The organism is Polynucleobacter sp. MWH-Jannik1A5, assembly GCF_018881795.1.
GTDB lineage: Bacteria > Pseudomonadota > Gammaproteobacteria > Burkholderiales > Burkholderiaceae > Polynucleobacter.
This window is the reverse complement of the sequence record NZ_JACVPQ010000001.1, coordinates 1,576,653-1,588,487: the sequence shown is the minus strand read 5'-3', so window position 1 is coordinate 1,588,487 and position 11,835 is coordinate 1,576,653. Positions and strand designations below refer to the sequence as shown.

General features: G+C 46.5%; 12 protein-coding genes. 9 read left to right on the top strand and 3 right to left on the bottom strand.

The genetic code is table 11. From position 1 onward, the window contains the following. Positions 1-4: 4 nt before the first annotated feature. From ICN23_RS08075 to ICN23_RS08040, 8 genes are all read left to right on the top strand, one after another. A complete protein-coding gene (locus ICN23_RS08075) occupies positions 5-631 on the top strand; it encodes a 2-hydroxychromene-2-carboxylate isomerase (RefSeq protein WP_216231653.1) in 627 nt (208 codons plus the stop codon). A gap of 82 nt (positions 632-713) precedes the next feature. Further along, entirely contained in the window at positions 714-1,289 is a 576-nt protein-coding gene (locus ICN23_RS08070) for a peptidylprolyl isomerase (protein ID WP_216231652.1), read from the top strand. 24 nt (positions 1,290-1,313) lie between these two features. After that, positions 1,314-3,140 carry a bifunctional chorismate-binding protein/class IV aminotransferase gene (locus ICN23_RS08065; RefSeq protein WP_216231651.1) on the top strand — a complete coding sequence of 609 codons (1,827 nt, stop codon included), beginning with the start codon at positions 1,314-1,316 and terminating at the stop codon, positions 3,138-3,140. Between the two features lie 9 nt (positions 3,141-3,149). Beyond that, complete coding sequence (locus ICN23_RS08060) at positions 3,150-3,710, top strand: NUDIX hydrolase (protein ID WP_216231650.1); 561 nt, start codon at positions 3,150-3,152, stop codon at positions 3,708-3,710. Positions 3,711-3,719: 9 nt separating this feature from the next. Beyond that, a complete protein-coding gene (gene aat, locus ICN23_RS08055; protein WP_216231649.1) occupies positions 3,720-4,457 on the top strand; it encodes a leucyl/phenylalanyl-tRNA--protein transferase in 738 nt (245 codons plus the stop codon). After that, positions 4,454-5,200 carry an arginyltransferase gene (locus ICN23_RS08050; RefSeq protein ID WP_216231648.1) on the top strand — a complete coding sequence of 249 codons (747 nt, stop codon included), beginning with the start codon at positions 4,454-4,456 and terminating at the stop codon, positions 5,198-5,200. The genes aat and ICN23_RS08050 overlap by 4 nt, the downstream gene beginning before the upstream one ends. Positions 5,201-5,209: 9 nt before the next feature. After that, positions 5,210-6,244: a quinone-dependent dihydroorotate dehydrogenase gene (locus tag ICN23_RS08045; RefSeq protein WP_216231647.1), complete on the top strand. Its 1,035-nt coding sequence runs from the start codon at positions 5,210-5,212 to the stop codon at positions 6,242-6,244. 102 nt (positions 6,245-6,346) lie between these two features. Further along, complete coding sequence (locus tag ICN23_RS08040) at positions 6,347-7,171, top strand: IclR family transcriptional regulator (protein ID WP_216231646.1); 825 nt, start codon at positions 6,347-6,349, stop codon at positions 7,169-7,171. Positions 7,172-7,173: 2 nt separating this feature from the next. Here ICN23_RS08040 and ICN23_RS08035 read toward each other — a convergent pair whose 3' ends face one another. Further along, positions 7,174-8,190 carry a serine hydrolase gene (locus ICN23_RS08035; protein ID WP_216231645.1) on the bottom strand — a complete coding sequence of 339 codons (1,017 nt, stop codon included), beginning with the start codon at positions 8,188-8,190 and terminating at the stop codon, positions 7,174-7,176. A 120-nt stretch (positions 8,191-8,310) separates the two neighbouring features. After that, on the bottom strand, positions 8,311-9,198 hold the full coding sequence (locus tag ICN23_RS08030) for a DMT family transporter (protein ID WP_216231977.1): 888 nt from the start codon (positions 9,196-9,198) through the stop codon (positions 8,311-8,313). 205 nt (positions 9,199-9,403) lie between these two features. On the opposite strand from ICN23_RS08030, the gene ICN23_RS08025 reads away from it, so the two are divergent. Next, positions 9,404-9,958, top strand: a complete 555-nt coding sequence (locus ICN23_RS08025) for a phasin family protein (RefSeq protein ID WP_216231644.1) — start codon at positions 9,404-9,406, stop codon at positions 9,956-9,958. Positions 9,959-10,038: 80 nt separating this feature from the next. Here the strand turns inward: ICN23_RS08025 and lpdA are convergent, their stop codons facing one another. Then, positions 10,039-11,826: a dihydrolipoyl dehydrogenase gene (gene lpdA, locus ICN23_RS08020; RefSeq protein ID WP_216231643.1), complete on the bottom strand. Its 1,788-nt coding sequence runs from the start codon at positions 11,824-11,826 to the stop codon at positions 10,039-10,041. Positions 11,827-11,835: the final 9 nt, after the last annotated feature.

The following is an 11,835-nucleotide window of genomic DNA, read 5'->3' as shown; positions in this document are numbered from 1 at the left end:
CCATATGAGCACAAAAACTCCGGCTACTTTTTATTACGACATTGTTTCGCCATTTGCTTATCTTTACGTTAAGCAAAGACAGCGTCTCGAAGGTAAGCTAGACATCAAACCCGTTCCGATTCTGTTGGGCGGCCTACTCCGTGCTGCCGAAAATAAGGGTCCGGGTGAGGTGGCCGCCAAACGTCCACACACTTATCAGTTCTGTGTCTGGCAAGCAGAGAAAATAGGTATCCCCTTTCGCTTTCCGGAACACCATCCATTTATGACGGTTGCAGCACAACGTCTTCTGGTTGAACAAAATGCAGACTGGCCAATGGTTGAGCGCGCCTTTGATTATGTTTGGGTGGAAGGCAAGGATCCCAATCTATCTTGGCCAGAGTTTTGTACCTACTTAGGTCTGCCTATAGACACCCCTAAACCTGAAAGCCCAGAGGTAAAGGCAAAACTGATTGCCAATACCAATCAAGCAAAGGCGGATGGTGCTTTTGGAGTTCCCGCTCTGGTTGTCAATCAACACTGCTTTTGGGGTGTCGACACTATTGATTGGGTTTTGGATTACCTTGCCAGGCCAGGCATGTTTGGCGAAGCCTCTTACGCCTATGCTGGCAATGTTCCCAATGGCCTGAGTTAAGGGCACCACTCCATTTACCCGCCCTGCGGTATTGAGCAATACAATCAACTCAAGTCATTTTTATCTTGTTTAAGGAGTTCATATGCGTAAGCTATTCGCCGCCCTCGTTGTTGCAGTTGCCTGCCTCTCCAGTCAAGTGGCATTTGCTGGACCAAAGGTGGAATTTAAAACAACCATGGGTAATTTTGTGGTGGAGTTAGATGACGTTAAAGCACCTAAGACCACTGCTAATTTTTTAAACTATGTGAAGAGCGGTTTTTATAACGGCACTATCTTTCATCGTGTGATTGATGGCTTCATGATTCAGGGCGGCGGCTTTACTGCAGACTTAAACCAAAAACCAACTGATGCTCCAGTAGTTTCTGAGGCACAAAACGGCTTAAAAAATAATATCTACACCATTGCGATGGCCCGTACATCCGATCCCGATTCAGCCACTTCTCAGTTTTTCATTAACGTTAAAGACAATACCGGATTAGATTATCCAAATGCAATGGGTAATGGCTATACCGTGTTTGGCAAAGTCATCTCAGGCACACAAACGATTGATGCGATTCGCAAGATACCTACGATGGTTGCGCCAGCACCTCGTATGGGCAGAATGGCCGATGTTCCGACCAAAACTGTCACCATCGAATCTGCCACGATTCTCAAGTAATCAGACGTTACCAGGTAAGCCGCGATGATTTTGCTCGATGATGCGCAAAGCACCGCGGCCTCACCTACCAGTCGCCTTTATGAAAATGTGCTCCACTACTGGCGCGTACTCCCGACTGGTGATGACGTTCTAGATTTATCTGCAACCCAAAAATGCTTTTCTGAGATATCTGCGTCTCTAGCCAAGGGTGAATATGTTGTCGCTGCTTTTGCTTATGAATTAGGCAGACAAATACACAAGCTTCCCCAGAGACCATCTTTATCTGATGAACCACATCCATTAATTGAAGCCTGGGCTTTCTCGAGCTTCACAAAACTCTCTAAACAGGATGTAGATCTCTGCATTGCGAAAAAACTGGCATTACTTGGTGCTTCAGAGTGCTGCTCTGGCGTCATCAATGTACAAGAGTCTATATCCGAAGATCGCTTTAATGCTGATATGGCTGCGATTCAGGAATATATCCGCAGTGGTGATAGCTACCAAATTAATCACACCTATCGCATTAAGGGTGAAACCTATGGAGCGCCTTTAGCCTTATATAGTCGCCTGCGAGATAGGCAGCCAGGGAGATTTGGCGCTTATCTGGAACATGATGGTAATTTTCTACTGTCTCAGTCCCCAGAACTGTTTATTGCGCGTGATGGTGATACTTTAAAAGCCATGCCCATGAAAGGTACTGCTAGCGCTTTATCTGCGGTTCCAAGTGCTTTATCTGATGACCCCAAGAATCAAGCAGAGAATGTCATGATTGTTGACTTACTCCGCAATGATCTCAGTCGCGTCTCTTTACCGGGATCGGTAACCGTACCCAATTTATTTGAAGTTGCAAGACATGGTGATGTCTTGCAGATGACCTCCACTGTGCAAGGTCAGATCAGACCTGACGTTGGTCTATTTGATATTTTTAAGGCTGTTTTTCCATGCGGCTCTGTTACTGGCGCCCCAAAGAAGCGCAGCATGGAGATTATTCAAGAGCTTGAACCCGAAGATCGTGGTTACTACTGTGGCGCGTTAGGCTGGCTCGATCCCAATGGCAACTTTGCATTTAGCGTACCCATTCGTACTGTTGAAATTGCTGTGGATCGTCAGTCGCATGCATCCTCCTTTGCCTTGGGAATAGGTGCTGGCATTACCAATGACTCGAATACCAAGGAAGAATGGCAGGAATGCCATATTAAATCGGCTTTTCTGATGGATCTTCCCAGTGCTACAGGCTTATTTGAAACGATTGCTGTGATTCATAGTGAGCCGCAGAGACTTCAATCGCACTTACAGCGCATACAAGCATCTGCGTTTGCTTTAAGAATTTCCTTTGATATTGCGACTGCAGAAAAGTTGATTCTGGAGGCCTGTACGTCTTTTGATAAAAACTTGTCGCATCGCTTAAGACTCGATCTCGCAGCTAATGGAGAACTTTCTGTTTCAAGCGCCGTCATTCATCAGACAAATGAACCAGTCAAAATCTTCTGGGCTAAAGACATCCTGCCTGGTGACGTAACGATGTATTCAGGGGATGCACTACTGAGACACAAGGTTAGCGAACGAACTCTTTACGATCAAGCATGGCAAGAAGCTACTAAGTTAGGTGGTTTTGATGCCCTCTTCTGTAATGAGCAAGGCTTTGTGACAGAGGGTGGTAGGACTAGCATTTTTGTTAAATCTCAAGATAGCTCAGAATGGCTTACGCCACCTGTCTCCGCCGGTCTTTTGCCTGGTGTCATGCGTGCCGCTTTGCTTGCTGATCCCAAAATGAATGCCCGTGAAGCCAACCTGACTATTAATGATGTTTCAATGGCGGATGAGATTATTCTTAGTAATGCCCTCCGCGGTGCCATCAAAGCCCATTTTTAGAAAGTCAGTATGAAGTATTGCCCTAACTGTGCCGCTGTATTGACGATCAAAATTCCGGCCGATGATTCTCGTGAGCGCCATGTATGCGACGCTTGTGGCAGCATTCACTATCAAAATCCTCGTAATGTAGTAGGTAGCATTCCGGTATATGGCCAGCAAGTGCTTTTATGTCGCAGAGCAATTGAACCTCGTCATGGATATTGGACGCTTCCCGCGGGGTTTATGGAACTTGGCGAAAGCACAAGTCATGGAGCTGCTCGCGAAACACTGGAAGAGGCTGGTGCTGTTGTCGAAATTGGACCGCTATACTCCCTACTGAATGTGCCGCATGCTGAGCAAGTCCATCTTTTCTATTTAGCGACGATGAGTACTCCAGAGTTTTCAGCTGGCGAAGAGAGTCTTGAAGTGGCTCTTTTTCTTGAACACGAGATTCCCTGGGAGGATTTAGCTTTCCCCACGGTGAAGCAGACCCTAGAGTGGTTTTTTGCAGACCGCGCTGCAGGTAACTTGGTTGCTGGCAAAGAGTTTCATGTGCGTAGTCGTGATGTCTTGCCATCCGAGAGAATTTAAAGAGTCGACATGGGTCAGATTGCCTGGCTAGGGCCACACGACCCTTTTCCAAACCCCCTACTGGAGGCTGATCCGGATCCTAGTGTTCCTGGATTGATTGCGGTCAGTGAGCAAATATATCCAGGTCAACTCGCACGCGCCTATCAACAAGGCATTTTTCCCTGGTACTCCGACAATCAACCAGTTTTATGGTGGTCACCAGATCCGAGGATGGTTCTTAAGCCAAAAGACTTTAAATGCAGTGAGTCCTTACGAAAAATTATTCGCCTCTTTTGTCAAGACGCCCATTCCCAAATAGCAGTTGACGCAGATTTTGGCGCAGTCATCCGTTCTTGTGCAACGAGTGCCCGTAAAGATCAAGATGGCACCTGGATCACCCATGAAATTATGGATGCCTACACCGCATTACATGAGCAAGGTAATGCCCACAGTATTGCTGTAACAGAGAATGGACAGCTGATGGGTGGACTTTATTGCGTCTCTTTTGGGGCCATGGTTTTTGGTGAGTCCATGTTTAGCCGCAAGACGAATGCCTCCAAAATCGCCTTGGCAGCCCTAAGCGCCTGGTGCTTAGAAAATGGAGTGCACATGATTGACTGTCAACAAGAGACAGCCCACCTCCATTCCCTGGGCGCCGCACCCATTCCTCGGCAAATCTTTTTAGAGCAACTGCAAATATCTTTAAATCAAACTAAGATTGATAAATCTTGGACTTTTGATAAAACTATCCTGCATCACTGGCTATGACCCAGCTTAAAGAACTTCCTTTAACTACACTGCAGTTTTATGCGACTGCTCCCTACGCTTGTAGCTATCTACCAAACAGGACAGCTCGCTCACAAGTAGCCACGCCATCACATTTGATACATGCAGATGTGTACAGTGATTTATTGAATGCCGGCTTTAGGCGAAGCGGTCTATATACCTATAGACCTTATTGTGATGAATGCAGAGCCTGTGTTGCGACACGTATTTTGGTGAATGAATTTATACCCTCACGTAGTCAGCGTCGCGCCCAGAAGAAACACGCTGGCCTCGAAGCCTCCGTATTAAATCTAGGCTACCAAGAAGAGCATTACCAACTCTATCAGCGCTATCAACATGAACGTCATGAAGGTGGCGATATGGATAGCGATGATCAAGATCAGTACATGCAATTTTTATTACAAAGTCGGGTGAACTCGCGCATTGTTGAGTTTCGAGATGGTCCTCATGATCCACATCCGGGTCGATTACGCATGGTCAGCATGATCGATATTTTGGAACAAGGCATTTCTTCGGTTTACACCTTCTATGACACCTCAAGCCATTCAGCAAGCTATGGCAGCTACAGCATCCTATGGCAGATCGAGCAAGCACGCGCCTTAGGCTTACCCTACCTCTACCTGGGGTACTACATCAAAGAAAGCAACAAGATGTCGTACAAAGTGAAGTATCAGCCAATGGAAGGTCTAATCGACGATCATTGGCAACCGCTCTCTGAGTCATAATATCTACCCATGATCGATCGTTATTCTCTTTTGCGCCCTTGGCTTTTTTGTCTAGACCCTGAGAAGGCGCATAACCTCACCTTAAGCAATATGGATCGCGCGCAGCGCTGGGGATTATTAGAGCGCTTGGTTACCAAGCCTATCAATGATCCACAAATGCTATGTGGTATCGAGTTTCCAAACCCTGTTGGTCTGGCTGCCGGCTTAGATAAAGATGGCAAACACATTGATGCGCTTGCTGCATTAGGATTTGGGTTCTTAGAGATTGGTACTGTCACCCCTCGCCCACAGCCAGGCAATCCTAAGCCAAGAATGTTTCGCTTACCAGAAGCGCAGGCCATCATCAATCGCATGGGCTTTAATAACGATGGCGTTGATGCCTGTGTAAGCAGAGTACGGCGCTCTAAATTTTGGCAAAGCGGTGGTGTTCTTGGCATGAATATCGGCAAGAATGCCAGCACACCAATTGAAGAAGCCTCTCGTGATTATGTCTTGGCGATGGAAGCTGTTTACGAAATTGCCACTTACATTACTGTCAATATCTCTTCTCCAAATACTCAAAATCTCCGTGCCTTACAGGGCGAAGCAATGCTCCGTGAATTATTAGGAAGTTTGGATGAAGCCAGAAAACGTTTATGCGATCGCTACGGCGTACGTAAACCACTCTTCCTCAAGATTGCGCCGGACTTGGATCATGGCGATATCAATCTGATTGCCGACCTTCTTCTGGAGTTTGGTATCGATGCAGTCATTGCTACCAACACGACCATCTCCCGTGATGCAGTCAAAGGCATGGAGTTTGGCGAAGAAGCTGGCGGCCTATCTGGAGCACCTGTTCGTAATGCTTCCAATATCGTGATCAAAGCATTAAAAGCACGACTGGGCAATCAAATTCCGATTATTGGCGTGGGTGGAATCCTGTCCGGCGCCGATGCCCGAGAAAAGATCATGGCAGGCGCTAGCCTAGTCCAGTTGTACAGTGGCTTGATCTATCGAGGTCCAGATTTAGTCGATGAGTGCGCTGCCGCCCTAAGACAGCCCTAATACCGTCTTAGACAGTCCTAAGTGGGTGTTTTTCCATTGCTAGGCCTATAAAATGGGATTTCATAATATGCAATTTGATATGAAATCGCTACAATAAGCCCTATGAGCACTAGCAAAACTATCAAAACCTCTAAATCTACCGGTGAGGTTGGCAAAACTGCCATCCAGGTGGTGGAGCGCATGATGAATTTACTGGATGCGTTGGCCGATCAAGAAGACTCTAGTAGCCTCAAAAATCTTGCTGAATTAACTGGCTTGCACCCCTCTACTGCCCACCGCATTTTGAATGACATGGTTGCTTGCAGACTAGTTGAGCGTGGTGATGGTGGCACTTACCGTCTTGGTTTAAAACTCTTAGAGCTTGGCAATTTAGTCAAAGCCAGATTGTCAGTACGTGAAGCAGCGCAACTCCCAATGCGCACCCTGCATAAGCTCACCGGTGAAACAGTGAACCTATCTGTTCGCCAAGGCGATGAAATCGTTTATGTTGATCGCGCTTATAGCGAGCGCTCAGGAATGCAAGTCGTTCGCGCGATTGGTGGACGCGCACCCTTGCACCTGACCTCGGTTGGCAAACTCTTTTTAGCTAGCGATGATCCTGGCCAGGTTCGTGCATATGTCACGCGCACTGGTTTATCTGGACACACTCGAAACAGTATTACGGAATTAGGCAAACTCGAAGCTGAACTCAATCAAGTTCGTAAACTAGGTAACGCTCGTGATGATGAAGAATTAGAGTTGGGCGTGAGCTGTTTAGCAGCCGCTATTTTGGATGACACAGGAAAATTAGTTGCCGGCCTCTCCTTAAGCGCACCAACCGATCGTATTCAGGCGGACTGGCTGCGCGCCCTACAAGAAACTGCCCTACAGATCTCGAAGGGCATGGGCTTTAAGCCCAAATCTGCCGAACCAGGCAGCACAAGCTAGTCTTACATTAAGCGACGAATTGGCTGTGCCCCAGGAGGCATTCGCTCATACCAATCGCGGACACGCACGGCATCAGCAAAGCGCGATTGTGTTCCAACAGAATCCAAGAAAACCAATAACAACGGTGTGTTATTCACTCTTGCCTGCATCACCAAACATTTACCAGCGGCATTAATAAAGCCGGTTTTTTGTAGGCCGATATTCATATCACCAGAGCGCACTAGGCGATTGGTATTCAAGAATTTCTGCGGACGTTTTGCAATCACCATAGTCAAATCTGGCCAGGTTGAAAACTCACGAATCATTTTGTATTGATAGGCTGCATTGAGCATGCGCGTCAGATCTTCTGCTGTTGCAACGTTCTCACTCATCAGACCAGTTGGATCCGCAAAGTGAGAATGGTCCATGCCAAGCTCTTTGGCTTTGCGATTCATGGCACCCACAAATGATGAAACGCCACCAGGATAATTTCTACCTAAGGTATATGCAGCGCGGTTCTCAGAGGACATCAAAGCCAATAACAAGGCTTCTTCGCGAGTTAAAACAGTACCGCCAGCTAAACGCGAAGAGCGATAACTTTGTACATCCTCAGAATTAATGACTAAAGTTTCATCTAGGGGCATATGAGAATCTAATACCACCATCGCTGTCATTAACTTGGTAATAGAAGCGATTGGCAAACTTACTGAAGGGTTCTTTTCAAAATACACTTCTTTGGTATCTTGATTGACTACCATTGCCACGCTGGATTTGAGATTGAGCTCATCGTGTTGTCCGCGTAAGCCTAATGCGGTTGCAAGAGATGGTCTTGCAGGAATAACGGGCTCCGATGAACGTGTCACCGTTACGCGAACTGTTTTGGGTTTCTTGGCAGCCTTATTGCTTGTCTTGGTAGCGGCTTTAGCACTTGTTTTGGTTTGCTGTTTATCTTTATTGGCAGCAATTGCAGGCGCATTCGCTAAAGCGCCAACTGCAAAAAATACCGCTACGGCAAAGAGCCAAAATCGATTCAAACGCATCCCAAAATACCTTCCAAAACTTTCAACATACGGAATGATAATTAATTTCCTAAGACAAGGCAGTTTTATTCGCCCCAATCTAGGTATTTCATTCACCAAAATTAATACTAGCCAGCATCCTTACTCTGCAATAGTCGCTACGGTATTAGCTTGACGTGCATTTACCAGCACCACACCCGTCATCGTTAGGCATAAACCAACGGCCATCAACAAGGTAAATGGCTCATCAAACAACAGCCAAGCCATTGCAGCAGTTGTCGGCGGCACTAAATAGAGAAAGCTAGTAACTTTAGTAGCGGCTCCCTTACGAATCATCATGAACAACAAACTAATTGATCCTATTGATAAGGGGAAGATAGCCCAGAGCAACGCTCCAACAACAGAGGGATTCCAGACCATCTCGCCTGATTCAAACAAATACATACAAATAAAGCACAGCACCGCTGAAACACCGAATTGAATAGAGGAGCCGGCACGTAGATCGAATACTGGGCAATATTTCTTCTGATACAAAGTGCCAAAGGTAATCGAGAGTAGTCCAGCAAATGCAAGCGCATAACTCGCCAAAGGAATATGCATAAAACCAATCTTTTCAGCCACCACTAGGGCGACACCAGCAAAACCAAATCCCAAGCCAATCCACTGACGCGGCGATACCTTCTCGGAAATCCAAGCAGCAAACCAGGCTGTCACAATTGGCTGAAGCCCAACAATAATGGCCACCAAACCTGCAGTCATTCCCAGTCTGACGGCAAACCATACGCCCAGTAAATATCCAAACTGAAGTAGGATGCCGGCAACGGCGATATGCTTGATTTGAGACCAGGTAGGCCAAGTGATTCTCCAAACCAAGCTAAGCGCTGCCATTGCCGCTAAAACACCTGCAAAACGCCAAAACAAAAAGGTTGCTGGTTCAACATAAGGCATTGCTAAACGTGCAATCACGAAACCTGTACTCCAAATGAGCACAAATATCGGGGCAATCGCGTTGTCTAGCGTAAGCTTCATGAGTAACTTGCTGAAATTATTAGGATTTTTTACTGAATCCATGATTTTAGGCGCTTTTACCCATCTACCCTATTTATATCCAAGTTTAGGAACATATGCTGCAACGCAACATATATGCCATATAATTCGCCAAAGAGAGTACATTAGGCAAAAGCCTAAAGACAAAATCAAGCCACAGATCAAACTCAAACGGAAAGAGACTGAAATGAACTTAACTCCAGAACAACTTGCAGCAGCACAAAAAGCGAACTTAGAGACTTTGAGCGGATTGACTAATCAAGCCCTACAAAGCATTGAAAAATTAGTAGAGCTCAATATGCATATTGCTAAGCAAAGCTTGAGCGATAGTATGAATAGCGCTAAAAAAGCATTGGAAGTAAAAGACATTCAGCAATTACTTGCTCATCAAGCAGAAGCTGTACAGCCAATGGCAGAAAAAATTATGGCTTATAGCCGTCACTTATACGAGTTAGCCCACGAAACTCAAAACAGCTTTACTCAATCTGCTGAAAAAGAATTTCAAGCAGGCCAAAAGAAAATCAATTCTTTGGTAGAAGAGTGGACTAAGAATGCGCCTGCAGGATCTGATGCAGCTGTTCAAGCCATGAAGCAAGCTATTGCTTCTGCGAACAATGTATTTGAGACTAGTCAGAAGGCTGTAAAGCATGCGGTTGAAGTTGCTCAAACCAATCTCAATAGCGCTACAGAAACTGTATTAAAGGCCGCTGATACTGTTAGCAAAACCGCGAAGAAGAAGTAAATTACCGCAGAGCACTCTGTAATGCAAAAGCCCCGATCACTCGGGGCTTTTTTCTTGCGTAATTTCTTCTACGCGTTCTTTTAGGATTTCTTTTTTACTGGTGGCAGATCAGTGCAATGGCCATGGGCTGCCTCAGCTGCAAGACCCACTGATTCACCAAGGGTTGGATGTGGATGAATTGTTTTACCAATATCTACCGCATCAGCACCCATCTCAATTGCCAGACACACTTCACCGATCAAATCACCGGCATGTGTACCAACAATACCGCCACCAATAATGCGATGGGTAGTTGCATCAAAAATGAGTTTTGTGAAACCTTCATCACGTCCGTTAGCAATCGCGCGTCCACTAGCCGCCCATGGGAATAAACCCTTCTCATAAGCAATACCTTGAGCTTTGCACTGCTCCTCCGTTAAACCAGCCCAAGCCACTTCGGGATCAGTGTAGGCAACCGATGGAATTTGCTTCGCATCGAAGTAAGACTTCTCACCAGCAGCAGCTTCAGCAGCGACGTGACCTTCGTGCACCGCCTTGTGAGCCAACATCGGTTGACCTACTAAGTCGCCAATCGCAAAGATATTGGCGACATTGGTACGCATTTGCTTATCCACCGGAATAAATCCGCGCTCATCGACCTGCACACCTGCTTTACCGGCGTCTATCTTCTTGCCATTTGGAGTGCGGCCCACTGCAACTAATACCAAGTCATAAGTTTGTGGTTGAGCAGGAGCGTTCTCGCCTTCGAAACTCACTTGAATGCCATCAGGCTTCACTTCTGCTTTAGCAGCACGGGTCTTGAGCATGATTTTTTCAAAACGACCGGCGTTAAATTTCTCCCAGACTTTTTCCAAATCACGATCAGCACCAGCCATAAGGCCATCCATCATCTCTGCAATATCAATGCGTGAACCTAGTGTGCTGTAGACCGTAGCCATCTCTAAGCCAATAATGCCGCCGCCGATGACCAGCATGCGCTTTGGAATACTTTTGAGCAATAAGGCGCCAGTACTATCAACGATCCGTGGATCTTCAGGCAAGAAAGGTAACTTCACTGGCTGACTACCAGCAGCAATGATGGCTTTCTGAAAGCGGACCACTTCTTTTTTGCCAGTGAGATCTTGTCCAGTACCGTCGGTTAGCTCAACCTCGACATGGTTTGCGTCTAAGAACTTACCTAGGCCGCGCACTACTTTTACTTTGCGAGCCTTGGCCATTCCAGCAAGACCGCCAGTTAACTTAGCAATCACAGATTCTTTGTAACCACGCAACTGATCTATCTCAATCTTCGGAGCACCAAAAGTAATACCGTGCTTCGCCATAGTCTTGACTTCATCCATGACTGAAGTCGTATGGAGCAACGCCTTAGAGGGAATGCAGCCTACGTTCAAACAAACGCCGCCCAACGTTGGGTAACGCTCTACTAGAACAGTATTCATGCCTAGGTCAGCACTACGAAACGCTGAGCTATAACCGCCAGGGCCGGCACCCAAAACCAATACTTCGCATTCGTGATCAACTTTGCCACTGTATTGACCAGCAATCGGTGCTGCTGTCATGACTGGTGCAGCTGGGGCCGCTGGTGCGGCAGATTTTGCTACTGGAGCTGGTTGAGGTGCAGGTACTGCACCGCTAGCTTCAATCTCCATGATCACAGAACCCTTGCTGACCTTATCCCCGAGCTTGACTGCAATACTGGTGACAGTGCCCGCAGCATCTGCTGGCACTTCCATAGTTGCCTTATCTGATTCTAGGACTAATAAAGGCTGCTCTTTTTCGATTACATCACCAACCTTAACCAGCACTTCAATAACAGGCACATCGGAATAGTCGCCAATATCTGGAACGAGAATTATTTGCTTAGCCATGAATTCCCC

What these genes read in the sequence shown, in the direction of transcription:
- ICN23_RS08025 (WP_216231644.1), top strand. Translation starts at nt 9,404, where the DNA reads ATGAACTTAACTCCAGAACAACTTGCAGCAGCACAAAAAGCGAACTTA.
- ICN23_RS08065 (WP_216231651.1), top strand. Translation starts at nt 1,314, where the DNA reads ATGATTTTGCTCGATGATGCGCAAAGCACCGCGGCCTCACCTACCAGT.
- ICN23_RS08045 (WP_216231647.1), top strand. Translation starts at nt 5,210, where the DNA reads ATGATCGATCGTTATTCTCTTTTGCGCCCTTGGCTTTTTTGTCTAGAC.
- ICN23_RS08075 (WP_216231653.1), top strand. Translation starts at nt 5, where the DNA reads ATGAGCACAAAAACTCCGGCTACTTTTTATTACGACATTGTTTCGCCA.
- aat (WP_216231649.1), top strand. Translation starts at nt 3,720, where the DNA reads ATGGGTCAGATTGCCTGGCTAGGGCCACACGACCCTTTTCCAAACCCC.
- ICN23_RS08070 (WP_216231652.1), top strand. Translation starts at nt 714, where the DNA reads ATGCGTAAGCTATTCGCCGCCCTCGTTGTTGCAGTTGCCTGCCTCTCC.
- ICN23_RS08060 (WP_216231650.1), top strand. Translation starts at nt 3,150, where the DNA reads ATGAAGTATTGCCCTAACTGTGCCGCTGTATTGACGATCAAAATTCCG.
- ICN23_RS08050 (WP_216231648.1), top strand. Translation starts at nt 4,454, where the DNA reads ATGACCCAGCTTAAAGAACTTCCTTTAACTACACTGCAGTTTTATGCG.
- ICN23_RS08030 (WP_216231977.1), bottom strand. Translation starts at nt 9,198, where the DNA reads ATGAAGCTTACGCTAGACAACGCGATTGCCCCGATATTTGTGCTCATT.
- ICN23_RS08040 (WP_216231646.1), top strand. Translation starts at nt 6,347, where the DNA reads ATGAGCACTAGCAAAACTATCAAAACCTCTAAATCTACCGGTGAGGTT.
- ICN23_RS08035 (WP_216231645.1), bottom strand. Translation starts at nt 8,190, where the DNA reads ATGCGTTTGAATCGATTTTGGCTCTTTGCCGTAGCGGTATTTTTTGCA.
- lpdA (WP_216231643.1), bottom strand. Translation starts at nt 11,826, where the DNA reads ATGGCTAAGCAAATAATTCTCGTTCCAGATATTGGCGACTATTCCGAT.